At 67.9% G+C, this 23,674-nt stretch carries 24 protein-coding genes; 13 read left to right on the top strand and 11 right to left on the bottom strand.

All coding sequences use genetic code 11. The features are described from left to right. Positions 1-39: 39 nt before the first annotated feature. Positions 40-1,758, bottom strand: coding sequence for a DUF4153 domain-containing protein (locus tag AC5JBD_RS10710; RefSeq protein ID WP_495721783.1), 1,719 nt, complete (start codon positions 1,756-1,758; stop codon positions 40-42). 101 nt (positions 1,759-1,859) lie between these two features. On the opposite strand from AC5JBD_RS10710, the gene AC5JBD_RS10705 reads away from it, so the two are divergent. Genes AC5JBD_RS10705 through AC5JBD_RS10690 form a run of 4 tightly spaced genes read left to right on the top strand, consistent with a single transcriptional unit; the run spans position 1,860 to position 5,687 of the window. Further along, positions 1,860-2,987 carry a DUF3089 domain-containing protein gene (locus AC5JBD_RS10705; RefSeq protein WP_495721782.1) on the top strand — a complete coding sequence of 376 codons (1,128 nt, stop codon included), beginning with the start codon at positions 1,860-1,862 and terminating at the stop codon, positions 2,985-2,987. Next, entirely contained in the window at positions 2,984-3,445 is a 462-nt protein-coding gene (gene ruvX, locus AC5JBD_RS10700) for a Holliday junction resolvase RuvX (RefSeq protein ID WP_495721781.1), read from the top strand. The genes AC5JBD_RS10705 and ruvX overlap by 4 nt, the downstream gene beginning before the upstream one ends. Before the next feature lie 47 nt (positions 3,446-3,492). Beyond that, positions 3,493-4,737, top strand: a complete 1,245-nt coding sequence (locus AC5JBD_RS10695; RefSeq protein WP_495721780.1) for an O-antigen ligase family protein — start codon at positions 3,493-3,495, stop codon at positions 4,735-4,737. Between the two features lie 11 nt (positions 4,738-4,748). Then, positions 4,749-5,687: an aspartate carbamoyltransferase catalytic subunit gene (locus AC5JBD_RS10690; RefSeq protein WP_495721779.1), complete on the top strand. Its 939-nt coding sequence runs from the start codon at positions 4,749-4,751 to the stop codon at positions 5,685-5,687. Positions 5,688-5,735: 48 nt separating this feature from the next. Here AC5JBD_RS10690 and AC5JBD_RS10685 read toward each other — a convergent pair whose 3' ends face one another. Genes AC5JBD_RS10685 through AC5JBD_RS10675 form a run of 3 tightly spaced genes read right to left on the bottom strand, consistent with a single transcriptional unit; the run spans position 5,736 to position 8,398 of the window. Further along, on the bottom strand, positions 5,736-7,040 hold the full coding sequence (locus AC5JBD_RS10685; RefSeq protein WP_495721778.1) for an SPOR domain-containing protein: 1,305 nt from the start codon (positions 7,038-7,040) through the stop codon (positions 5,736-5,738). A gap of 14 nt (positions 7,041-7,054) precedes the next feature. Beyond that, a complete protein-coding gene (locus AC5JBD_RS10680; protein ID WP_495721777.1) occupies positions 7,055-7,663 on the bottom strand; it encodes a hypothetical protein in 609 nt (202 codons plus the stop codon). A 15-nt stretch (positions 7,664-7,678) separates the two neighbouring features. Continuing rightward, positions 7,679-8,398 (bottom strand): AAA family ATPase, encoded by a 720-nt coding sequence (locus tag AC5JBD_RS10675; protein ID WP_495721776.1) that lies wholly within the window; start codon positions 8,396-8,398, stop codon positions 7,679-7,681. A gap of 176 nt (positions 8,399-8,574) precedes the next feature. Between AC5JBD_RS10675 and AC5JBD_RS10670 the strand changes: the two genes are divergently transcribed. From AC5JBD_RS10670 to ligD, 3 genes are read left to right on the top strand one after another with little or no spacing between them, the layout of a single operon-like run. After that, positions 8,575-9,609: an SPOR domain-containing protein gene (locus tag AC5JBD_RS10670; RefSeq protein WP_495721775.1), complete on the top strand. Its 1,035-nt coding sequence runs from the start codon at positions 8,575-8,577 to the stop codon at positions 9,607-9,609. Positions 9,610-9,668: 59 nt separating this feature from the next. Next, the gene (ku, locus tag AC5JBD_RS10665; protein WP_495721774.1) at positions 9,669-10,568 is read left to right on the top strand and encodes a non-homologous end joining protein Ku; all 900 of its coding nucleotides are present in this window, start codon (positions 9,669-9,671) and stop codon (positions 10,566-10,568) included. Positions 10,569-10,573: 5 nt separating this feature from the next. After that, positions 10,574-13,105 (top strand): DNA ligase D, encoded by a 2,532-nt coding sequence (gene ligD / locus AC5JBD_RS10660; RefSeq protein ID WP_495721773.1) that lies wholly within the window; start codon positions 10,574-10,576, stop codon positions 13,103-13,105. Here ligD and AC5JBD_RS10655 read toward each other — a convergent pair. Next, positions 13,102-13,968 (bottom strand): LysR family transcriptional regulator, encoded by an 867-nt coding sequence (locus AC5JBD_RS10655; protein ID WP_495721772.1) that lies wholly within the window; start codon positions 13,966-13,968, stop codon positions 13,102-13,104. The genes ligD and AC5JBD_RS10655 overlap by 4 nt on opposite strands. A gap of 123 nt (positions 13,969-14,091) precedes the next feature. Here AC5JBD_RS10655 and bla point away from each other — a divergent pair, with 123 nt between their 5' ends. Next, the gene (gene bla / locus AC5JBD_RS10650; protein ID WP_495721771.1) at positions 14,092-14,988 is read left to right on the top strand and encodes a subclass B3 metallo-beta-lactamase; all 897 of its coding nucleotides are present in this window, start codon (positions 14,092-14,094) and stop codon (positions 14,986-14,988) included. On the opposite strand, the gene AC5JBD_RS10645 is transcribed toward bla, so the two are convergent. Next, positions 14,985-15,212: a type II toxin-antitoxin system HicB family antitoxin gene (locus tag AC5JBD_RS10645; protein ID WP_495721770.1), complete on the bottom strand. Its 228-nt coding sequence runs from the start codon at positions 15,210-15,212 to the stop codon at positions 14,985-14,987. The two genes, bla and AC5JBD_RS10645, sit on opposite strands and share 4 nt — an antisense overlap. A 148-nt stretch (positions 15,213-15,360) precedes the next feature. Between AC5JBD_RS10645 and AC5JBD_RS10640 the strand changes: the two genes are divergently transcribed. The 5 genes from AC5JBD_RS10640 (at position 15,361) to AC5JBD_RS10620 (ending at position 19,754) form a co-directional block, all read left to right on the top strand. Then, a complete protein-coding gene (locus tag AC5JBD_RS10640; RefSeq protein ID WP_495721769.1) occupies positions 15,361-15,564 on the top strand; it encodes a ComEA family DNA-binding protein in 204 nt (67 codons plus the stop codon). Between the two features lie 588 nt (positions 15,565-16,152). After that, positions 16,153-17,346, top strand: coding sequence for a toxic anion resistance protein (locus tag AC5JBD_RS10635; protein ID WP_495721768.1), 1,194 nt, complete (start codon positions 16,153-16,155; stop codon positions 17,344-17,346). Between the two features lie 2 nt (positions 17,347-17,348). Then, the gene (locus tag AC5JBD_RS10630; RefSeq protein WP_495721767.1) at positions 17,349-18,068 is read left to right on the top strand and encodes a hypothetical protein; all 720 of its coding nucleotides are present in this window, start codon (positions 17,349-17,351) and stop codon (positions 18,066-18,068) included. A gap of 2 nt (positions 18,069-18,070) precedes the next feature. Beyond that, a complete protein-coding gene (locus AC5JBD_RS10625; protein ID WP_495721766.1) occupies positions 18,071-18,769 on the top strand; it encodes a hypothetical protein in 699 nt (232 codons plus the stop codon). Between the two features lie 7 nt (positions 18,770-18,776). Continuing rightward, on the top strand, positions 18,777-19,754 hold the full coding sequence (locus AC5JBD_RS10620) for a bile acid:sodium symporter family protein (RefSeq protein ID WP_495721765.1): 978 nt from the start codon (positions 18,777-18,779) through the stop codon (positions 19,752-19,754). Here the strand turns inward: AC5JBD_RS10620 and gspN are convergent. The 5 genes from gspN to gspJ are packed head-to-tail and all read right to left on the bottom strand — an operon-like array spanning position 19,724 to position 23,658. Continuing rightward, on the bottom strand, positions 19,724-20,440 hold the full coding sequence (gspN, locus tag AC5JBD_RS10615; RefSeq protein WP_495721764.1) for a type II secretion system protein N: 717 nt from the start codon (positions 20,438-20,440) through the stop codon (positions 19,724-19,726). The two genes, AC5JBD_RS10620 and gspN, sit on opposite strands and share 31 nt — an antisense overlap. After that, positions 20,440-20,922 carry a type II secretion system protein GspM gene (gene gspM / locus AC5JBD_RS10610; protein ID WP_495721763.1) on the bottom strand — a complete coding sequence of 161 codons (483 nt, stop codon included), beginning with the start codon at positions 20,920-20,922 and terminating at the stop codon, positions 20,440-20,442. Before gspM ends, gspN begins: the two co-directional genes overlap by 1 nt. Next, positions 20,919-22,037 carry a type II secretion system protein GspL gene (gene gspL, locus AC5JBD_RS10605; RefSeq protein ID WP_495721762.1) on the bottom strand — a complete coding sequence of 373 codons (1,119 nt, stop codon included), beginning with the start codon at positions 22,035-22,037 and terminating at the stop codon, positions 20,919-20,921. The genes gspM and gspL overlap by 4 nt, the downstream gene beginning before the upstream one ends. After that, positions 22,034-23,020 carry a type II secretion system minor pseudopilin GspK gene (gene gspK / locus AC5JBD_RS10600; protein ID WP_495721761.1) on the bottom strand — a complete coding sequence of 329 codons (987 nt, stop codon included), beginning with the start codon at positions 23,018-23,020 and terminating at the stop codon, positions 22,034-22,036. The genes gspL and gspK overlap by 4 nt, the downstream gene beginning before the upstream one ends. Beyond that, positions 23,020-23,658, bottom strand: a complete 639-nt coding sequence (gene gspJ, locus AC5JBD_RS10595) for a type II secretion system minor pseudopilin GspJ (RefSeq protein WP_495721760.1) — start codon at positions 23,656-23,658, stop codon at positions 23,020-23,022. Before gspJ ends, gspK begins: the two co-directional genes overlap by 1 nt. Positions 23,659-23,674: the final 16 nt, after the last annotated feature.

The following is a 23,674-nucleotide window of genomic DNA, read 5'->3' as shown; positions in this document are numbered from 1 at the left end:
GCGCGCTAGCACCCGCTTGGTTCCCCTTCAAGGAAGAGGTTAGAAGATCGGCCCCACCGGCTGCCCGTTCACGAAGACCTGACGCCGCTGGACCGGCCGCACCTCGACCTGCCCCGCCGCGACCGCCCGCTGCTGCGCCTCCGGGTTGCGAGACGTCCCCGTGGAGATGCCCGGCCCGATATCCGGATTGACCAGCCAGCCCCCCTGCTCGTCGCGGACGACCCGGACCGGGCTGACGTCGCAGCGCTCGCAGGGAAAGCCGACCGCGACCGCCTCGTTCGCGCCCGGTCGCCAGATCAAGGTGCAGGGACCGAACTGGCAGGCGGCGGATTGTGACAAGGCGACCCGGAGCTCCGGCGGCACGGGCACATTCTCCGGCAGCACGCGCAGGTTCGTTTCCAGCTGCCTGGCGCTGCGTCGAAGCCGTGCAGGCTCGGCCGCCGCCCAGCGCACCTTGCTGGCCAGCGCAGTCGCGGCGAACGCGCGCAGATTGGCGGGACCCGTGTCGCGGATCCGCTCGAGCGCGCGCCGGCCGGCCGGGCCGAAGTCGAAGCGGATCGCGGTCCAGTCGAATTCCTCCGGCGAGACCTTGCCGGCCTCGAGCCGCGCCATCTGGTCGCGCGTCGAGATCGCGCCGAAATTGACCAAAGGCGCCGCCAGCAGCAGCGCCACGGCGGAGATGCCGAGCGCCAGCCTGACGTTCATCGGCCGCACGCGCTCGGCCCAGCCGAGGCGTCCGCGAACTACCGTCCAGAGATAGGCGAGCGAGACCGCCAGCACGATCAGCACGAACGTGGCGGCCCAGAGTCGCTCGGGCGTGAAGCCATGCTGATCGATCCGCAGCCAGGTCGAGATCGCCGCCACGATCGCAAGCGGCGCCATCACCGCCGCGAGCGCCGCCGCCGACAGGCGGAGCGCCCTGCCCTTCGCCTCCTCGTCCGGCGCGTTTCCGATCACGGCATTGGCGAGCAGGAAGGCGCCGAGGATGGCGAACAGCAGGATGGGTGTGGTCGACGTCGTCTTGTCCCACAGCGGCTCCAGCCCGGTGAAAGGCAAAGCCAGCACGAACAGCACCAGCCCCGCAGCAAGCACGGGGGCCAGCACCGACAGGACGGTGGTCGCCACCCGCTGGAGCATGCCCAGGACTTGATCGCGATCCCGCAGCAGCCCGATCGCGCCGCCGAGCGCCGCGCCGATGATGAGGGCGTTGAACCAGCTTTCCCGCAGCGCCTCGCGCAGCAGGTCGAGCCCGATGAGGTTGAACAGCTCGGCGAGCAATTGCGCCAGCAGCCAGGAGATGAGCACGAAAGCCCAGGCGGCGCACCACAGCACGATGTTGGTCCAGGCATGGGCGTGGATCGGCGCATAATCGAGCCGCCAGCGCCCCTCGTCCCGCGCCGCCTGGAAGAGCGGCACGGCAATCGCCACGACCAGCAAGGACGAGAAGACCCGCCATTCGTCGCCGGCGCTCCATCCGCTCCTGCTGCCGTTCGAGTAGAAGACGAGCGCGACGACCAGCCCGGCGGTGAGTCCGAAGGCGAGCGACCAGAGCGGCCGCACCCGCTCGAGCGTGAAGCCCAGTGTGATGCCGGCGACGGCAAGGAAGAAGGCGGTTGCCAGCCGCAGCGGATCCTCGGTCTGAGCATGCTCGCTGACGTTGATGAGACCATCGATCAGAACGGCCAGCACCGCGCCCAGCGCCGCCAGCCCCGCCGCACGCACCGGCCAAGGCTCGTGATCCGCCATCCTGTCCGCCATTGACCCTTCTCCCCGCGTCGAACATGCGCCGCGCCAGCGGCGGCTTGCAACCGCCTCTGCCATGCTGTTGTGCAGCCGCGATGCATTTCCGGAGGAATTAGATGCCCGCACGCCGTTTTCTGTGGATCGTCGCGGGTCTGATCGTGATGCTGCTGGCGGGGGCGCTCGCCTATCGCCTGTTCGAGGACCGGCTGTTCAAGCTGGCCATGGTGCCCACCGTGGCGTTCGAGGAGGCGAAGGCGCCAACGGCCGGCCCCGATTACGCCGCTGCCTCGATGTGGATCGCCCGCCCCGACCTGGCTAGAGACCCGGCGCGCTGGCTGCCCGACGGATTCACGCCCCCTCCCCCGCCTGAGGAAAAGGCGGCGGTGTTCTTCATCCACCCCACCTCCTTCCTCGATAAATCGCGCTGGAATGCGCCCATCGACCATCAGGATTCACAGCAGCGCGCCCGCCTGTTCGTCCGCCACCAGGCGAGCGCCTTCAACGGCGTGGGCGACATCTGGGCGCCCAAATACCGCCAGGCGACGTTCGGCGCCTTCCTCACCAGCAAGGACGACGCCGAGAAGGCCCTGAACTTCGCCTATCGCGACGTTCTCGCCGCGTTCGAGGAATTCCTGAGGCAAGCGCCGGCGGACCGGCCGATCATCCTCGCCGCCCACAGCCAGGGCAGCCTGCACCTGATGCGGCTGCTTCGCGAGCGGGTTGCGGGGACGTCGGTGTCGAAGCGCGTCGCCGCGGCCTACGTCGTCGGCTGGCCGATCTCGATCACCGCGGACCTTCCGGCCCTCGGACTCCCCGCCTGCGCAACCGCCGGCCAGAGCGGCTGCATCCTTTCCTGGCAGACCTTCGCCGAGCCGGCCGATCCCTCAATGGTGACGGACGTCTACAACGCCTCCAGCGCATCCAACGGGCAAAGGCGCGCCGGCACGCCGATGCTGTGCGTCAATCCGCTCACCGGCAACCGGGGCGACGCCGCTCCCGCCGCGCGCAATCTCGGCACCCTCCTGCCCAATGCGGAGCTGACCGAGGCGGAGATGGCGGTCGGGGCGGTGCCGGCGGAGTGCGGCCCGACGGGGTTCCTCCTGATCGGCGACGAGGAGCGGCTGCCCGACCTGCCGGCCTACGTGCTGCCGGGCAACAACTATCATGTGTTCGACTATGCGCTCTTCTGGTCGAACATCCGTGCCGACGCCGCCGCCCGGCTCGCAAGCTTCCGCGCCTCATGATCGTCGCCGGTGCCGCCGCTTTCCGTGAGGCGCTCCCGGCTGGTGGTCGCCTGATCGGCCTCGACGTCGGCACCAAGACGATCGGGGTGGCGCTTTGCGACGCACAATGGACCTTCGCGACGCCCGCGGAGCTGATCCGGCGCGGGAAGTTCTCGGCGGACCTCGAGAAGCTGAAGGCGCTCACCGCCGCGCAGCATGTCACCGGCATCGTCGTCGGCCTGCCGCTCAACCTCGACGGCAGCGATTCCCCCCGCACCCAGTCGGTTCGCGCCTTTGCCCGCAACCTCCAGCCGCTCGGCCTGCCGATCCTGCTCTGGGACGAACGCTGGTCCACGCAGGCCGTCACCCGCACCCTCATCGACGCCGACGCCAGCCGAGCCCGCCGTGCCGAGCTCGTCGACAAGATGGCCGCAGCCTACATCCTACAGGGCGCGATCGACGCGCTGACGATGGGCTGAGCGCCGCGATGGAGCAGGCGAAAAAGGGGGGGCTCGCGCGAGCGGCGATGGCCCTGCTCCTTCTCTACGTCATCTCGCTCGCCTTCATGCAGCCCCGGATACGGCTGCTCGGCTATAACGCCGTGCCTTCGGATATCGTCTTCGTCCCGCTGGCGCTGGTCTGGGGCCTCGCCGTGTTGCGCGGGCAGGCGAAGCTCATCTGGGACCGGGCCTGGTGGCCGCTCCTCTTCTACTTCGCCGCCATGACTCTGTCGTTGCTCGCGACCGCGACCATCGGCCGGGGTGCGATCAAGCTGGCCAGCCAGGTATACCTGCTCAGCCTCCCGGTCATCGCTGTGAGCCTCATCGACGGCACGGCGGATCTGAGGCGCATCTTCCGCTGGTGGATCGCCGCGATGGCGCTCCTGGCCGCGATGGCGGTCGCTGCCCTCCTTCTCTTCTACGTCGATCGCAACAATCCGCTGCTGGCGCGGGCGCTCTACCGTTTCGGAACCCTCGCTCCGGGTGCCTATCCCCGTTTCCAGCTCAGCTTCACCAATGCCAACATGCTCTGCAACTATCTGAGCGTGTCGCTGATGATCCTGCTCGCCTCCCTGCGGTTGAGCTGGGTTCCAAGAGTTGCGGGAGCATTGGTCGCCGCAGGCCTGATGATCGCGGCTGCGTTCACGATCTCGCCGGGGCTCGGCGGGATCGCCCTCGTCGTTGGGCTCTGGCTCGGCCTGACACTGCCCAGCGAGCGGCGGCTCGCGCGCAGCCTCGCACTCGGTGGCGGAGCCGTCGTCGCCGTCCTCTTCATAGTCGCCATGGCCGTGACGCCCATCCTTCACAGCACCGCGCCCTATCTCATACGCGTTCCCCTGATCGACCTTACCCTGGCACCGGCGGGGCGACTGATGATCTGGACGGATGCAGTGCGAAACTTCGTCGCCGATCCGCTGCTGGGCCGGGGCCTTGGCGCCGATGCGGTGCTGGTCCGCTATCAGGATCCCTCGGGCAACCTCCAGCGGCTGACCGACGCACACAACTCCTACCTCAACATCGCCGTCCAATGCGGCCTGCTCGGCCTCGCGGGGCTGGTGCTGGTCACCCTCGCCGCCTGGAAGGCCGCTTCGCCCTTTCGCATCGGGCCTCACGGCGAGCATGCGCTGCCGGTCGCGCTCGGCGTCGCCTTCATCGGTGCATTCGTCTATCAGGGCCTCGGCGGCTCGTTCGAGGATGCGCGCCATCTCTGGCTGCTGTTCGGCCTCCTCGTCGCCAGCCGCCGGCTTGAGCCGCAGCCGCGCCCCACCTAGAGCCGCAGGCGATGAGCGATCCCTTCCCCCACCGTCACCTGCTCGGCATCGCGGCGCTGTCGGCAAGCGAGATCCGCTTCATCCTGGATCAGGCGGAGCAGTGGATCGAATTCAACCGCCGCACGCGGAAGATCGACGAGCGGCTGAAGGGCCTCACGCAGTTCAACGTCTTCTTCGAGAACAGCACCCGCACCCTGTTCTCCTTCGAGGTGGCGGGCAAGCGGCTGGGGGCGACGGTCGCGAATTTCCACGCCGCCGGCTCGTCGGTCCACAAGGGTGAGACGCTGATCGACACTGCCCTCACGCTCGACGCCATGCGGCCGGACGTGCTGGTGATCCGCCACTCCTCGACCGGCGCGGCAGCCGAAGTGGCGGCGGCCGTGGATTGCGCGGTGATCAATGCCGGCGACGGCACCGGCGAACATCCGACCCAGGCTTTGCTCGACGCGCTGACGATCCGGCGCCGGCTGGGACGGATCGAGGGGCTGAAGGTGGTGATCTGCGGCGACATCAGGCACAGCCGCGTCGCGCGCTCAAATCTCCTCTCGCTGCCCTTGCTGGGTGCGGAGCTGCGGGTGGCGGGTCCCCCTGCCTTGCTCCCGGGCTGGGAAGCGCTCGGCGGTGTCCCGGCCTTCGATGATTTCGACGAGGCGATCGAGGGGGCGGACGTGGTGATGATGCTGCGCATCCAGCGCGAGCGGATGGAAGCGGCATTGTCCGCCTCGCTCGATGACTTCCATGCCCGTTACGGCCTCACCCGCGAACGGCTTGCCCGGGCGGCGCCCGATGCCCTCGTCATGCACCCAGGCCCGATGAACCGCGGCGTGGAGATCGATGGGGAGCTGGCCGACGATCGCAGCCGTTCGGCGATCCTTGATCAGGTCGAGATCGGCGTCGCCGTCCGGATGGCCTGCCTCGACATCCTCACCCATGGACGCCGGACAGAATAAGGGCGACGGCAGTCGCCTGCCGCCGCCCGCCCCCTCCTGGGTTATGACTTAGCCGCGAGCGGCGTAGCGAGCTGCCCACTGGACCGGCGCGTCGCCGGCCTTGCTGCGCACGAAGCATGCGCCACCTTTGGCCTTGATCGAGTTGCAGACGCGGGCCGCCTCGGCTGGAGCCTCGAAGCTGCCGATCGCGAGACGATGGAACGTGCCCTTGCCGGGAAGACTCACGGTCGTGCTGACCGGCTGCTTGTCGGGCCCGAAGGCGAAGCGGTCCTGCAGGCGGCTCCAGCCGAGCTCCACCTGAACCGGGTTCCGGTAGGCGGCGACCTGAACCACGAAGCGACCATTCGCGACCGCGCGTGCTTCGGATTCGAGCTTCGCAAGCTTGGCGGACTTGAATACGGGGATCGGCGCCGGCGCCACCTGGACAGCGGCGGGGATGACGACCGGATCCGCGGTGACCAGCGTCTCCGCGGCGGCGGCGAACTTCTCCGCCGCAACAATTTCGGGTTCGGCAACGACGGGTTCGACCGCAGCCACTTCGACCGGAGCCTCGACCGCCGGAGCGACGGCCTCCGCCCACACGGGAGCCTCCGGCTCCGGCGCCTTGAGTGCCAGTCGGACCGGCTGACCCGCATCTTCGGCAACCGCCGTGACGCCGAGCAGCATAGCGACCTGATTCTTGTCGCCGGTGGGGCTGGCGAACTCCGCCCATTGGGCGAGACGCTCGGGAAGATCGGCCGGCGACACGTCCTGCTCGGCGGTCACGCGGGCTCTCTGCCAGTCGCCGGCGAGGGCGTAAGCGAGCGCCAAATTCTGCCGGACTCGGCCCGTAGCATTGGCTTCGCGCGCAGCCGGCTCAAGCAGCGCGATCGCACGCTGCGGATTGCCGGCAAGCGCGAAGGCGAGACCGACGTCGCCAGGCGCCGCCGTTTCGGCGAGCTGCTCCAGTTCGGCGGTGGCGAGCTGTTTCTTTCCCTGCGCGATCAGCGCCAGCGAAATGCTCAGCGATGCGCGAGGATTGCGCGGGTCCAGCGTCAGCACGTCGGAGAAAGCAGCCTCGGCCGAGACGAACCGGCCATTCTTCAGATAAAGATCGCCGAGCAGCATGCGGTAGCCGGCATCGCGCGGCGCGAGCTCGACGAGGCGCTCGGCAATCGGCAGCGCGTCGGCAAACTTGCCCTGCTGCACCGCGATCTGGGCGCGCTCGTAAAGCTTCATCGCATTGCGCTCGGAGACCGGCGATGCCTCCAGCGAGGCGGTGCGATCGGCCTGGCCGGCCGGCGCGCAGCCGACGACGGTGGTGCCAAGGACGAGGCCGGACGCGGCGAGCCTGAAAGCGAAACCTTTGTTCATCCTAATTCTCCTGCTCAGCGGCGTTTGCCGAGAGTGGCCGGCACATGACCCGCCATGGCGTCGAGTTCGGGAAGCGAGCCGAGGAACGAGTCCAGTGCCTCGCTGACGATCTGCTGCGCCGAACGGTGCGTGACCGCACAGGCGAGTCGCAGCTTCAGATGACGCTCCGAATCCAGCCGAAGGGTGAAAGCCGCCTTGGCCTTCGATCCCGGCGCGCTGCGCGGACGCGAGGGCAGCTTGACCACCTCGGCCCTGACCTTGGGCAGCTCGGCCTGCGGCGCCTGTTCCTCGGCCGCTTCCTCTTCGGATTCGGGCGCGAAACTGGCCTTGATGGCACGCTGCTGCTCGATGACGGGCGGCGGCGAGGCCGGCTCCTCGGCGATGGGCGAGCGCGGTGCCGGCGTCAGCGCCGAGATCGAGCTCGGCACATGCTCCGGACGCTCGTCTCGCGGCGCGGGATGGCTCGGGGTAGCGGGCTGGTGCCCATGGCCCATGTCGTTCCAGCCGAGATCCTCGAGGCCCATGCCCTGGCCGAAGCCCTGCGGGCGCATGGCGGGCTTGGCCGCGCCCTTGCGGGCGAGGAGACCGGAAGAGAGGGATGCGAAAGGCTTCGGTTCAGCCATCGTTCGGCCCTCCGCTTACTGACCGGCCACGCGGCGGCCGAAGCCGCCGGCGGGACGAGGCGTGGCGGCGTGCAGCTGCGGGCCACCCGGTGCGGCGAAGACGGTGCGACGGAAATTCTTCTCGAGCCGGTCGGCGATATATTCCCAGAGCTCCGTGACCTCGGCCGCCGACTTGCCCCGGGGGTCGACCTCCATCACCGTGCGGCCATCGATCATCGAAGCGGCGAAGTCGGTGCGGTGGTGGAGAGTGACCGGAGCGACCGTCCCGTGCTGGGACAAAGCCACCGCGGCCTCGTATGTGATCTTGGCCTTGGGCGTCGCCGCATTGACGACGAAGATGAGCGGCTTGCCGGCACGTTCGCACAGATCGACGGTGGCGCCGACAGCGCGCAGATCGTGCGGAGAGGGACGCGTCGGGATGACGATCAGCTCGGCCACTTGGATGACGCTCTGGATCGCCATGGTGATCGCCGGAGGGGTGTCGATGACGGCGAGCTTGAAGCCCTGCTGGCGCAGCACTTCCAGGTCGGCACCGAGACGGGCGACGGTCGTCTGCGCAAATGCGGGCATTTCCGACTCGCGCTCGTTCCACCAGTCGGCGAGCGAGCCCTGCGGGTCGATGTCGATCAGACAGACCGGCCCATAACCGGCAAGCTGGGCCTGCACGGCCAAGTGGCCGGACAGCGTGGTCTTGCCCGAACCACCTTTTTGAGACGACAGTGCCAGAACGCGCATGATTTTCCCTCGGCTCTCAGACCTTCCCGCCGGGGGATGCACTTCAGGCGCCTAAAATCTGGTTAATCCTCAGCCGCTTCATTTCTCGGCTGGTTCAGCGGCAACGCCAATTTTATACTCGCAAACTATTGAAGCTTTGCAGGCGAAGCGCAGACCCCGCGCTCCGGGAGGCGGACATGAACAAGACTGCTCGGCATATCATCATCCTCGCTTGCGCGGCCGCTCTTGCCGCGCCCGCCCTTGCCGACGTCAAATCCGGGGTCGATGCCTGGCAGCGCGGGGACTTCACCGCGGCGGTCAAGGACTGGCGCCCGCTCGCGGACAAGGGCGATGCCGACGCCCAGTTCAACATGGGCCAGGCCTACAAGCTCGGCCGCGGCGCACCCGCCGACATGAAGATCGCCCAGAGCTGGTATGAAAAGGCTGCGGCCCAGGGCCATGAGCCGGCGCAGGCCAATCTCGGCCTGATCCTGTTCCAGGCGGGCAACCGCACCGCCGCCATGCCCTGGATCCGCAAGGCCGCCGACAAGGGCGACATGCGCGCGCAATATGTGCTGGGCACCGCCCTCTTCAACGGCGACGGCGTGCCGAAAGACTGGCCGCGCGCCTATGCGCTGATGACCAGCGCCGCCGGGCAGGGCCTGGCGCCCGCCCGCGCGAGCCTCGCGCAGATGGAGGAGTTCGTCCCCGCCGCCGACAAGCAGAAGGGCAAGCAGCTCGCGGCGCAGATGGCGCAGCGCCTGGTCTCCGACCCGCTGACCATGCCAACGACCCGGCCGACGGCGCTGGCCTCCGCTGCGCCCGCCAAGCCGGCGACCAAGCCGAGCACCTCTTCCGCTTCGTCCAAGCCGCTGCCGCCGGGCAAGGGCAACACGCCGGGCGAGAAATCCGCCGCCGCTGCAGCGCAGGCTGCAAAGCTTGATGGGGCCTCGGGAGCGAAGGCGGCGCCAGCCCCCAAGCCTGCGGCGACCAGCACGGGCGGACGCTGGCGGGTGCAGCTCGGCGCCTATGGCAGCCCGGGCCTTGCACGTGGGCAATGGCCTGTCCTGTCGCGCAAGATCGGCGCACTAGGCGGCATGCAGCCGAGCTATGAGCCTGCCGGCGAGTTCACTCGCCTTCGCGTCGGGCCCCTCGCCAGCCGCGCCGATGCCGAGAAGCTCTGCGCCGCAGCCAAGTCCGCGGGACAGGCTTGCTTCGTCGTCGCGCCCTGACGGGAACTCCCGCCCCTCCCGTCGATTGAATCGGCTGCGAATCGATTGGAGACAGCAAGATGGCGGCACGCGCCTATTGGAAGGGTCAGATCAGGCTCGCTCTGGTCTCTATTCCCGTGGAGATTTTCTCGGCGACCAAGAGCGGCGCCACCATCGCCTTCAACCAAATCCACGAGCCGACCGGCAAGCGCATCAAATATGAGAAGGTGGTGCCCGGCGTCGGCCCGGTCGATCCCGACGAGATCGTGAAGGGATTCCAGGTCGAGAAGGGCAATTACGTTCTGCTGCAGGACGAGGAGATCGAGGCGGTCAAGCTGGAGAGCAAGAAGACGCTCGAGCTCACCCAGTTCGTCGATCATGACGAGATCGACGTCCTTTATTTCGAGAAGCCTTATTATGTCGTCCCGGCCGACGATCTCGCCGAGGAGGCGTTCATCGTCCTACGCGAGGCGCTCAAGCGGACGAAGAAGGTCGCCCTCGGCCAGCTTGCTCTGCGCGGCCGCGAATATATCGTCAGTCTCAAGCCCTGCGGCCGAGGCATCGTGCTGGAGACGCTCCGCTATGCCGACGAGGTCAACAAGGCTCAGGGTTATTTCCGCGACATCGGCGAGGCGAAGCCCGACGAAGAGCTGCTCGACCTCGCGGAGACCCTGATCGCCAAGAAAACGGCCAAGTTCGACCCGAGCCAGTTCCACGACCGCTACGTCGACGCGCTGCACGATCTCATTGAGAAGAAGCGCAAGGGCAAGACCATCCATACCGACGAGGAGCAGGCCCCGGCGCGCGGCTCCAATGTAATCGATCTGATGGCCGCGCTCAAGCGCTCGATCGAACGACCCGGCGCGGAGGACGGGAAACCTAAGAAGAGCGCGGCAAAGCCTGCCGCCAAGCCCGCGGCCAAGAAAGCGCCTGCCAAGAAGGCACCGGCCAAGGCCGCACCGGCTCGCAAGCGGGCATAAGCTGAATGGCTCGCAAGGCGGCCGATCCGCTCGCGGCCTACAACAAGAAGCGCGACTTCACGAAGACCGCTGAGCCGGCGGGCAAATATGAGACGCTCCCTTGGGGCGGCGGCTACGCCTTCATGGTGCAGAAGCACGATGCCACGCGGCTGCACTACGACTTCCGGCTGGAGATGCAGGGAACGCTGAAGAGCTGGGCGGTCACGCGCGGCCCCAGCCTCGATCCGGACGACAAGCGCCTCGCCGTCCGCACCGAAGACCATCCCCTCTCCTACGCCACGTTCGAAGGCACCATTCCCAAGGGCCAATATGGCGGTGGCACGGTGATGCTGTGGGACTGGGGGGTCTGGACGCCGGACCCGCGCAAGGATCCGGTGAAGACGATTGAGGAAGGCCATCTCCACTTCACGCTCGACGGCCAGCGGATGAAGGGCGAATGGATCATGTTCCGCCTGAAGCCGCGCGGCGGCGAGCGGGCGGAGAACTGGATCCTTCGCAAGGTGAATGACGAATTCGTCGGCGGCTCGACCGGCCTCACCGAGAAATATCTAACCAGCATCAAGACCGGCCGCACGATGCAGGAGATCGCCGCGGCAAAGCCGGCCAAGGAGCTCAGCACCTTCCAGAAGGCGATGAAAGCGGGCTCACGTAGCTCCCCGGCAAAGGCCGGGGCGCAGAAACAGCCGCGGACTGGACGCCGGCCTTCGCCGGGGAACAAGAACGGCAAGCCCCCGCCCTTCCGCGAGCCGCAGAAGGCGACGCTCGTCGACAACGTCCCCTCCGGCTCCGCCTGGATCCATGAGATCAAGTTCGACGGCTATCGCTGCCTGCTGAGCATCGGCGGCGGGGAGGCGAAGGTCTACACCCGCTCCGGGCTCGACTGGTCGGACAAGTTCCCTGAGATCGCCGCCGCGGCGCGCGAGTTGGAGGTCGGCTCGGCCCTGCTCGACGGCGAGATCGTGAAGCTCGACGAGAAAGGCGGCAGCAACTTCTCCGCCCTCCAACAGGCGATCAGCGAGGGCGGCCGCGGCCTCACTCTGTTCCTGTTCGACGCGCTCGAGATAGACGGCGAGGACCTGGCGCCGCTCCCGAACATCGAACGCAAGCAGCGCCTCGCCTCGCTGCTCGGCGAGGGCAAGCCGCCCTTCCTACTCTACGCGGACCATGTCGTCGGCCATGGCGAGAAACTGTTCGACGCGATGTGCGAGGCCGGCGGCGAAGGCATCATCGCCAAGAAAGCCGACGCACCCTATCGCGGCACCCGCACCAAGGCCTGGCTCAAGATCAAGTGCACGCGGCGGCAGGAGTTCGTCATCATCGGCTGGTCGGAGAGCGACAAGAAGGGCCGCGGCTTCAGGGCGCTGCTGCTCGGCCTCAACCAGGACGGCAAGCTCCGCTACGCGGGCAAGGTCGGCACCGGCTTCTCCAACGCGATCCAGCACGAGCTGCGCGAACGGTTCGAGAAGATCTCGGTGGCCAAGCCCCCTGCCCCCGTCCCACGGACGGAAGCGCGCGGCGCGCATTGGCTGAAGCCGGAGCTGGTGGCGGAGGTCGCCTTTGCCGAGTTCACCGCCGACAATGTCGTCCGGCACGCCAGCTTCCTGGGCCTCCGCGAGGACAAGCCGGCCAAGGCCGTCGTCGTCGAGAAGCCGCAGCCGATTGCCGAAGCCGCGCCCGATAACATCAAGATCAGCAATCCCGAGCGGATCGTCTTCCCGGACGCGAAGATCACCAAGGGCGAGCTGGTCGACTATTACCGCACGGTCGGGCCGCTGATGACGCCCTGGACGGCCAACCGCCCGCTGAGCCTGGTCCGCTGCCCCCAGGGGCGGGCCAAGAAATGCTTCTTCCAGAAGCACAATACCGGCAGCTTCGGACCGCACGTCCACCAGATCCCGATCGAGGAGAAGAAGGGGCAGGTCGAGGACTATGTCTTCGTCAAGGAGGTCGCCGGCATCATCGCCTGCGTCCAGATGGGCACGATCGAGTTTCACGGCTGGGGCTCGCCCGTCGATGCGATCGAAAAGCCCGACCGGCTCGTCTTCGACATCGATCCCGACGAAGGCCTGGATTTTGACGTCGTCAGGAAGGCCGCGCACGATCTCAAACGCTACCTCGCCGACATGGGCCTCCAGACCTTCCCGATGCTGACCGGCGGCAAGGGCGTCCACGTGATCGTGCCGCTCACGCCGGAGGCGGAATGGCCTCAGGTGAAGGATTTCGCCCAGCGCTTCTGCGTCGCCCTCGCGACCGCGGAACCCGACCGCTTCACCGCCAATCTCGCCAAGGCCAAGCGCAAAGGCCGGATGTTTCTCGACTACCTGCGCAACCAGCGCGGCGCGACGGCGATCATGCCTTATTCGAGCCGGGCCCGCGAAGGCGCGCCGGTGGCGGCTCCGATCATCTGGGACGAGCTTGACGACATGCCTTCGGGCGGCCGTTTCACCGTCCGCGACGGAGATCTGCTCGTCGAGCGCGCTTCGTCCCGCACGCTGCAGGGCTGGGGCGAAGCCGCGCAGGTCCTGCCGGACCTCTAATCCGCCGCCTGGGCGACGAGCCAGTCCTCGAACGCCCGCATCGCCGGACTCGGCTCCTTCGATTTGAGGCGCGTCAGCCAATAGCTTCCCGTCACCACTTCGGCATCGAACGGGCGCGAAAGCCGTCCCTCGCGCAGCTCCCGCTCGAACATCGAGACCGGCGCCAGCGCGACCCCCGCCCCCTGCAGCGCCGCCTCGATCATCACCCAGGAGGAGTCGAACATCGGGCCGCCGATCGCCGGCGCGGCCGTCCCCGCCGCCGCGAACCAGTCCGGCCAGTCGTTGCGATAGGAACGCAGCAGCGTCTCCCGTGCGAGATCGGTGGGCACCTTCAGGCGCGCGGCGATGGCGGGGGTGCAGAGCGGCGTGAACGGCGCCTCGAACAGCAGCCGCGCCTCGGTGCCGTGCCAGGCGCCGTCGCCGAAGCGGATCGCATAGTCGAGCCCCTCCGCCGCGATGTCGACACGGTTATTGTTGGTCGAGAGCCTAAGATCGACGAAGGGATGAGCTTCGCGGAAGGCGTCGAGGCGCGGCAGTAGCCATCCCACCGCAAAGGTGCCGACCACGCCCACCGCCAGCACCTCGCGCACGATCCCGCCCCGGAAACGCTCCAGCAGTTCGGCCATCCTGTCGAACGACTCCCGCAGCACCGGCAGCAGCGCCAGGCCCTCGTCCGTCAGCGCGAGCCCTCTCGGCAGCCGGCGGAAAAGCGGCGCGCCGAGCCGCTCCTCAAGCGCCTTCACCTGATGGCTGAGCGCGGCCGGCGTGACGCACAGCTCGATCGCACCATTGGTAAAGCTCAGATGCCGCGCCGCCGCCTCGAAGGCACGCAGAGCGTTGAGCGGCAGATAAGGCCGGATCATGCTTGATCCTTTAGTTTTCCTAAAAGCTCAGCAGAGGTAACATCGTTTGCTCGCCGCCGCCACGGGCAGCATCTTCGCGGTCCAGCAGGGCCATTATCTCCTGCGAGGCGTCGGAGGCGATATATGCGTAAAAGTTTGTTCTTCCTCACCCTAGTTGGGCTCGCCTCGGCGGCCCCCGCTGTCCAGACGCAGGCAAAGTCGTACGATGATCCCAAGTGGAGGGAGCCCATAGCTCCGTTCCGCATCGCCGAGCGGCTTTATTATGTCGGCTCGAGGGAACTGGCCGCGTTCCTGATCGACAGCGGCGAGGGCCTCATCCTGCTCGACGCCGGTGTTCCGGAATACGCGCCGCGGCTTCTCGCCAACATCCGCACGCTCGGCTTCGAGCCGAAGCAGGTCAAGATATTGCTCAACGGCCAGGCGCATCTCGACCATGCCGGCGGCCTTGCCGCGGTCAAAGCGGCGACGGGGGCGAAGATGCTCGCCTCCGCCGCCGATGCCAAGCTGCTGCAGCGCGGCGGCAAGGAGGACTTCGCCTGGGGGGACGACCTCGCCTATCCGCCGATCAAGGTCGACGGCATCGTCCGCGACGGCCAGCGCGTGACGCTCGGCAAGGCGACGCTGACGGCGCACCTCACTCCCGGCCACACCAAGGGCTGCACGACCTGGACGATGCCGGTGAGCGAGCAGGGGCGCACAATGGTGGCCCAGTTCAACTGCAGCGCCAGCATCCCCGGCTACAAGCTGCTCGGCACGCCCGCTTACCCGGACATGGCCGCCGATTACGATCGGACCTTCGCCAAGCTCCGGCAGCTACCGTGCGACATCTTCCTCGGCGCGCACGCATCCTTCTTTAATCTGGACGCCAAGCGCGCACAGCTCGGCAAAGCCAAGGTGAACCCGTTCGTCGATCCGGAAGGGTGCAGGCGCTACATCGCTCGCATGGAGACGAGCTACCGCGAACAGCTCACGCGCGAGCGGGATGCCCTCGCTGCCTCAGAAGGAGCCGGCAAGCCTTAGTGCAACCGCGCCGATATCGTCGGAGCACCGGGGATTTCCGACGGCTCCGGCGCCGGCCGGTCGTCCGCAGCGAAGGCCTTGAGCATGCCCTCCAGTACGCTGCTCGCGCAGCGGCGGGCGAACTCCTCGGTCGGACCGATCACGGTGACTTCGGGAACGTCGGGCAAAGTGAGGATGACCCCGCTGCTCTCGCAGCGGGTGAGTTGCACTGGGTAACGAAGCATGTCTCGCACTCCGGCGAATTTCGTTTGGCAGCAAAACTGGAAGCGCGGCCCCGCGGTTCCGCCTGTCGCCGCTCCGACCAAGAAAAACTGATCTGCATCGGTTTCTCGCCGCCCTGCATCCATTTCCACGGTGAGTGGTTGGGCGGCGATGGACGCAAGGATCGATCTCAACACCGCAGACCAGGACGCGCTCGACGCCATCAATGGGCTGCGCGGTCACGGCCACGAAATCGTGCGGTATCGCGACGAGCGCGGCGGCTTCACCAGCGTTGGTCAGCTCGATGAGGTGCCGGGTCTTACCGGCAAGATCACCGACGAGATAACCGACCGGCTGCGGGTAAAGGATGGCTGATCCTCTGCTCCACACCGGCACAGCCGCCTGACGCGGCGCCCGTTAATAATCTTTGCGGATTTATGGCGTGCTTAACCCCGATTAGCTATTCATCGGTTCGTGAGTCGCCAAACCACCGGCTCACGCAACTGGGCGGACGACTATCTTCTCCCTGATCTGAGTCGTCCGCCCCTTTTGTCTCCCGAACCTCGCCCGTCACCGTGGCTGCGCTCGCTCGCAGCTTCGCCGGTCGGCACGACCAGCTCCAGAAATGAAAAAGCCCCGACCGTTTCCGGTCGGGGCTTTGATAGTCGGCCGGGGGGGGGGGAGGCCGATCTATCGGGGGGTATCGCTTAAACACGCCACCCGCTGATCGGTTCCCCAAAAAAACGAAGCGCCCCGATTTTTTTCGAGGCGCTTCGCCGACAGTCCGCGCAAAAGGCGACTATCTCCCTTCCCCATTCTCCCGTTACTCTATTTTCGACGCGGCGAAAAGCTTGAAGAAGAAGCTGAAAGCAGCGCTGTATTGTGCAATTAACACACTTTAGCCCTTGCCTAAAGCGGCCTCTCTCCCCCATCTTCCGCTGGAGACTTAAGACGGGGAGCGGAATGGCCACGGAAACCAAGCTGAAGCTCGAGGCGCCGGAGGCGCTGACGACGGTGCAGCCGGAGCAGGCTGCGGGCCTGGTGCCGCTCAAGGATACGGAGCGCAGCGCGCTCGAGGTGAAGGTCGACAGCTTTATCGACGATCTCGTCGCCACCGACGCCAACAGCCCCGATTTCGGCAAGAAGGTCGACCAGCTCACCAACATGGGCCGCAAGGAGATCGCCGAGGCCGCTGGTTATTCGAACCGCTTCCTCGACCGACCCGTCAAGGCGATCGACGCCGACACCGGCATCGGCGCCGATCTCACCGAGCTCAGGCGCACGGTCGAGGATCTCGACCCGGGACGCCAGGGCAATCTCAGCACGCCGCGCAAGATCCTCGGCATCATTCCGTTCGGCAACAAGCTCAACAACTATTTCCGCCAATACCAGTCGTCGCAGACCCACATCTCGAAGGTGCTCGCCAGCCTTGCTTCCGGCAAGGACGAGCTGCTGATGGACAATGCGGCGATCGACGTCGAGCGCGCCAATATGTGGAAGGCGATGGGCCGGCTCGAGCAGATGATCCACATCTCGAAGGTGATGGACCAGAAGCTGGAGGAGAAAGCGAACGAGCTCGACGCCACCGAGCCCGCCAAGGCTAAGGCGATCCGCGAGACCGCGCTCTTCTACACCCGCCAGCGCACTACGGACCTGCTGACCCAGATGGCGGTGACGGTGCAGGGTTACCTGGCGCTCGACCTCGTCAAGAAGAACAATGTCGAGCTGGTGAAGGGCGTCGACCGCGCCTCCACCACCACCGTCGCGGCACTCCGCACCGCCGTCACCGTCGCGCAGGCGCTGACCAATCAGAAGCTGGTGCTGGAGCAGATCGGCGCGCTCAACACAACCACCGCCAACATGATCGATCGCACCGGCGACCTCCTGAAGAGCCAGACCGGGGAGATCCACAAGCAGGCCGCCTCCTCCACCATCCCGCTGGAGACGCTGCAGCGCGCCTTTCAGAACATCTACGACACGATGGATGCGATCGATCAGTTCAAGCTCGAGGCGCTCGGCAACATGAAGCAGACCGTCAACGTGCTCACCAGCGAGGTCGAGAAGTCGCGCGGCTATATCGCCCGCGCCGAGGGTGTCGAGCAGAACCGGCTTAGCGGCGGCAGCGACCGCTCGCTGCTGACGTCGCTCGAGGGCTGAGAATGGTTTCGCGCCGGGTCGAGGACACGCTTGCGCGTTTCGACGAGATCACGGCGCGGCTCGACGGCCATGTGCCGACGCGGCCGGTCTCGCGTGCGAGCGTCACCCGTGTCGGCAAGAAGGCGGCGAACATCGGCATCGCGGTGATGGCGCTGATCGCCGCGACGATCGGCTTCGGCCTGTTCGTCGGCCCGATCGGCCTCAGCGGCCTGTTCCTCGTCGCGGTGGCGCTGATCTTCATCCTCGTCTTCTTCTCCGTCTTCCCGACGCGGCGGGAGCCGAAGCGGGTCGCCTATAGCGAGCAGGTGCCGACCCGCACGGTGGTGCAGCAGCTCGGCAGCCTCCTCAACTATCGCAGGACCGCCCTACCCGCCCCCGCCGCCCTTCGCGCCGATGCCATCGCGCAGCAGCTGCCCCTGCTCGAAAGCCGGCTCGCCGAAGTCGATGCGCTCGATCCGCTCGCTCAGGATGCGCGCCGCCTGATGGGCAAGCATCTTCCCGACCTGATCGACCGCTACGAGAAGGTGCCCGCCGCCTATCGCAGCCAGCGCGACGGCGAGGGCCTGACAGTGGACGAGCGTCTCGTCGCCAGCCTCGACGCCGCCCGTACCGCCCTCGACGAGCTCGGCGCCAAGCTCCACAAGCAGGATATCGACGCGTTCGAGACGCAGGGGCGCTTCATCGAGAACCGCTACAAGGATGGCAGCGTCGAGGGCGAATAAGCATGTTCCTGCTGTCCTTTTCCCTGGAGCGTGCCGAGGAGTTCCTGCGGCGCCACATCAAGTCGAAGGCGGTGCGCGAGGCGGAGAAAAGGCGCCAGGAGCGCCGCAACCGCGAGGCCCTGCGCCGGCTCACCCGCGGCGCGACCGTCGCCGGCCTCTCGGGCGCCAGCGCGGTCGGCTACGGCCTCGCAGTGGCGCCGCTCACCACCGCCGGCCTGGTCGCCGCAGGGGCCGCGGCCACGGTCGCAACCGGCGCGGCCTTGTTCTGGCCCTCGGGGCGCCGCAGCGACGGCGAGCGCTTCGAATGCGAGTTCGTCGACTTGGTGCCCGTCGCCGAAGACTGGCTGCTGGCCAAGCGCGCCTTTCTTCCCACCCGTTCCGCCGGAGTTCTCGACGAGATCCTGATCGCGCTGAAGGACCTGGAGCCGCATCTATGCAGCCTCGATCCGGATGGTCCGCTGGCGGGAGAGGCCCGCCGCCTCATCGGCCGGCACCTGCCGCGCCTCATCGAATCCTATCTCGCCACGCCCTCGGCGATTCGCAACCGCGACCCGCAAATGGCCGAGCGGCTGCTCGAAGGACTCGACACGGTCGCCGACGAGCTTGAGCGCCTCTGCACCGAGGTCGGCCGCGATCCGAGGATCAACTTCGACATCCAGGAGCGCTTCATCCGCACGCGCTACAAGGAGCCGGGCTACTAAGCCGCACGTGCTCGCCCGCCTCTTCCCCGACAGGTTCATCCTCTGGCTGCTGGCGGCCGTTGCCGCGGCCACTCTCCTCCCGGTCCGCGGCGGCCTCGCCGAGGCCGTGGACTGGCTCACGCTGGCCGCGATCTTCTCCTTGTTCTTCCTGCACGGCGTGCGGCTGCCGCGCGAGGCCTTGCTCTCCGGGATCACCGACTGGCGACTGCATCTCGCGATCCTCGCCGCCACCTTCGTCGCCTTTCCGCTGATCGGCCTCAGCCTCGCCGCGGCCTTCCCGAGCGCGCTGACGGCGGAGCTGTGGACCGGCATCCTCTTCCTTTGCGCCCTGCCCTCTACCGTGCAGAGCTCGATCGCCTACACCTCGATGGCGGGCGGCAACGTCGCGGGAGCCGTCGCAGCAGCCGCCTTCTCGAACCTCGTCGGCGTGTTCCTCACCCCCCTGCTCGTCACCCTCCTCCTGGAAGCGCAGGGCGCGCAGATCTCCCTCACCGGGATCGGCAAGATCGTCGCCTTGCTCTTCCTCCCCTTCCTGCTCGGCCATGCCCTGCGGCCGCTGCTGCTTCCCTTCGTGAAGGACCGCCCCCGCCTCACCACGATCGTGGACAAGGGCACCATCCTGCTCGCCGTCTACGGCGCCTTTTCGGCCGCGGTCGTCGAAGGCATCTGGAGCCGGGTGCCGCCCGCCGATCTCGGCATCCTCGCCGGCGTCTGCGGGCTGATCCTGGCGTTGATCCTGGGAGCGAGCTGGAGCATCGGCCGCGCGGGCGGCTTCTCCCGCGAGAGCCGCGCGGCGATCCTGTTCTGCGGCTCGGTCAAGAGCCTCGCGAGCGGAGCGCCGATGGCGCGCATCCTCTTCCCAGGATCGGCGGCCGGCATGGTGATCCTGCCGATCATGCTGTTTCACACCATGCAGCTGATCGTCTGCGCCTGGATCGCGGCGCGAATGGCGGCTCAGAACCTTCCGCTCAGCCGCAGCGCATAGCCGTTGTTGCTGAGCGCGAACCCGGACTGGATCAGCCGGTCTCGCATTGCGTCGTCGACGGGCCGGACGGCAAGCTCGACTTCGTAACGCCCGTCCTCGAACAGGCGCAGGTTCAGCGCCTCCATGCCCGACTGGCTGGCCAGCGGCAGCAGCAAGGCGCCGCGGTCGCACCGCGCATTGCCGCTGAGGCCGCCGGGCAGGGTCACGCCGGCAATGTCGCCGGCTACGTTCGCCTTCACCAGCCCCTCGGCGCCGGTGCAGAGGCCGTCGGAGAAATGGGCCGTGACGTCGCTCATGTCGATCCCGCCGATCGGCAGCGGCGCCAGCGTCGCGCCGACGTCGAGTTGCCCGGTCATGTCGTCGATGCCGAAGCGGTTGCGGGAGACGCTGGCGGACCCCTCGAAGCGTCGCGCCTCGTCCAGCCGCTCGAGATCGACCCGGGCGCGGCCGATGAACAGCGGCAGGCTGCGAAGCTGCGTCTGGAGATCGCCCAACGCCACCGTGCCGAACTGCGCCTCGCTGACCGAGCCGAGCCAGACGCTGCCATTCGCCTCCCGCGCCGCGAAACCGCGGTCGTCGAGCCCGAACCAGTCGAGCGCAAGCCGCAGCGGCAGCAAGGCCACCAAGGCGAACAGGAATGCCACCACGAAGAAGAGCGTGCGGCCGAGCGGCAGGCGGATGCGCATCAGCCCTCCCTCGCCCGAAAGGTGAGCTCGACGCCGAGCGTCTGGTCGCTGTTGGTGCGGGCGCTGAGCCGCTCGACGATCAGGCCGCGGTCGGCCTCCATCCGGTTCACCCAGGCGAAGAAGGCCTGTGGGCGCACGCTCTCGAACACAATCGTCGCTTGGTTGATCCCCTCGCGCTCCACCCGCGCCACCGGAAAGCCTGCTTCGCTCGCACTCTGGTTGAGGATCGTGTCGAGGGGGGCGCCGAGCGATGCCGGCCGCCGCTCCTGGAGCGTGCCGATCGCCGTCGCCTGCGCCCGTGCCTCGGCCAGCGCCAGCACCGCCGCCCCATGCCGCTCCCGCGCCGCGGAGAGCGCGTCGTTGATCGGCCGGATGACGAGCAGCCACAGCAGCACGAAAAGAAGGAGCGCCGACATGGCGATGAGCAGGCGTTGCTCGCGAAGGGTGCGGGTCCGCCACCAGAGCTTGACGCTGTCGTTCATCGCGCGCGCACCGTCAGGTCCGTCGTCGGCCGTCCGCCTCCGCTCCGGGCATCGCTTGTCGAGACCGCGAAGCCGCTCGCCTCGATCCGCTGCTGGAGGGTCTGGATCGAGGCGGGACTGTCCGCCTGCACTGTCGCGCGGAGCGCACCGGTTTGGTCGAAATTGACGGCGGTCAGTTCGACGTTCGGCGTCGCCCGCACGGCTGCGAACACGGCCGCAGCTAGCACGCTGTAGCCGGGCCCGCTGCCGCGCAACTCGGACAGACGCCGCTCGAGCTGGCGCGGCCCGTCGGTGACCGGTCCGCTGCGCTGGAGTGCGGTGGCCGCGACCCGGTTCGCCTCCATCTCCAACGCATCGGCCTCGAACGTGTAGCGGAAGATTGAGGCCAACTGGATGGCGAGCGTCGCCACCAGCAGCGCCAGCGTCAGCATCGCCAGCCTGCGCACCAGCGGCCACTCGATCGTCCAGCGCCGCCTTTTTGCGAAAGCGCCCTGGCGAAGGTTGACGGCGGGATCGGCAATCGCATCGACGAGGCCGCCTTCGAACGCCTCCTCGTCCAGTGCCTCGACCGGGGCCCCGGCGACGATCAGCTCGGCCAGCTCCGGCTCGACGCTGAACGCATCCTGCGGCCCGCGGTAGAGCGGCAGCCCGGCCCGCTCGATCCGCACGAAGCCCTCACGCGGCGCGCGGAGCAGCAACGGCTCCGGCAGCACGACATCCGGATCGATCGCCTGCGCCTGCAGCTTGCCGAGCCAGCCGGCCATGGTGATCGCCGGCACCATCGCCACCGCCCTGAGTGGGCTGTCCTCGACTTCCGGACCGACCGCCACATGCATGTCGGAGACCGGCTGCGCGCCGGCATCCGCCGCGATCAATCGCGCCGCGGCGGCCGCCTGGGCGGGAGCCAGCCCGGCGGGCACCTCCAGCCAGTGAATCGTCACCGCCTCGCCCGGCACGATCGCCGTGATGCGAGGCGGCACGCCTTCAGCGGAGTCGCCGACGTCCGGCAGACCTTCCAGGCCCTTGCCCCGTGCCGCGACCGTGCCATCGCCAAGACGAAGCCAGCCCTCGATCTCGTTATGCGCGTCGAGGAAGATGAGGAGCGCGTCGCTCAATCGTCACTCCCCCACCGTCTGACCACCACCCGCGCAGGCGCCACGCGGGCATCGACGAGCGCGGTTTCGTTGAGCTGCGCCCCCTGCAGCTCGACCTGAATGTCGAGCGCGAACCACCTTGTTCTTAGCTGAGGTTGCGTCTGCACGTCGAGGGGCAGGTTGACGCCCTGCAGCGCCGGAGAGCGCCAGAAATCGATCATGTAGCTCCATCCCGCCGCCGGGCGGTCGGCAAGCAGCTGGCGCGCGCGATCGACCGGGATCTGCTCGGGCGCCAGCATCGCCAGCAACGGCGCCTGGTCCGGCGAAAGGGTGTTGACGTTGATCGGCGACAGCTCCGCTACTGGCAGCGCGCACAGCCAGGGCCGCACGCGCGCGTAGATTTCCGGCGTCATGCCCGCCACCGCGCGGAGCTCGCTAACCTCGGCAAAAAGGGTGTTGCCGGCACGATAGCCGCTCGTCGCCCCGGCATAGTCCGGGTCCTCGGCGCCCTGACGGCTGCGGTTCATGTCGGCATCGACCCAGTCGCCGGCGGCCTCGGCGATCCGCCTCGCGTCGAGGTCGGGCACGTCGAGGACCAGCAGCAACGCCGTGAACTGATCGATGCCCGCCCCACGGGGGGTCAGTGCCGTCGGCAGCCGGCCGTCGGCGACGCTGTTGATGTTGAAGCAATTGCCGCCATCGCGGATCGTCGACTGGACGAGACCGCCGCCCGGCATGGGAATCGTCCGCGTCTGTCCATTCCAGCCGCCGGCGAGCGTGGTCTTCTCCGCATCGAGCGCGAGCACGTCGTCCGCCTTCAGCGCCAGCAGGGACTCGACCCCGATCGCGGACGCGCGTGCTTGGTCGAGCGCGGCATTGTTGACCGCCAGCGCCGTCGACAGCCGCAGCCGCTCCAGCGCCGTCGCCGCGATCGCGCCCATGACGGAGACGAGCAGCAGCACCGCCAGCAAGGCCGCGCCGCGCTCGCGGGAAGGCACGCGCATCAGACCGCCGCCCCGACAAGGAAGAGCTGGCGGATCGACCCGCTTTGCTCCGTGTCGATCTGCATCTCGACGGCAGTCGGCATGAGCGTCGGCTGGGTCGGGTCCCAGCGCTCCCGCCACTCGCCGCGCGGGTCGCGATAGCGCATGCGAACCGTCCGGACGCCGGTCACGACCGCTACCGGCGCCATTGCCGGACCGCCATCGACATGGCGATAGGCGGTCCGCTCCAGCCGGCCGGACACCCAGCGATACTGCACCTTTTGCAGCGACGGACGGTTGGCACCGTCCAGATTCTCCCAGCCACGCCGCACCAGCGACAGGATCAGCGCATCGCCCTGCCCGCTCCCGCCGATCAGCGCCGGCCTCACTGCCCCCGCCTCGTCGCGCGAGATGCGCGGGGCCGCCTGGGCGAGGTCGCTGGTCAGCAACGCCCCCGCGCGTCGTATCTCCGCCAGCCGCTCGAGCCTCTGGTCCGCCGCCGCCTGTGCCCGCACGCTGAACGAAAGCAGCGTCACCCCCGCCGCCGAGAGCAAGGCGAAGATGGTGAGCGCGACGAGCAATTCGACGAGGGTGAACCCATTCCTCCCCGGAACGGGGAGGGGGACCGCCGCCGCAGGCGGTGGTGGAGGGGGCCCCAAGACCCACGCGGGTGAG

It is taken from the genome of Allosphingosinicella sp. (assembly GCF_059502505.1).
The sequence above is the reverse complement of the archived record's forward strand: the minus strand, read 5'-3'. Positions and strand labels throughout refer to the sequence as shown.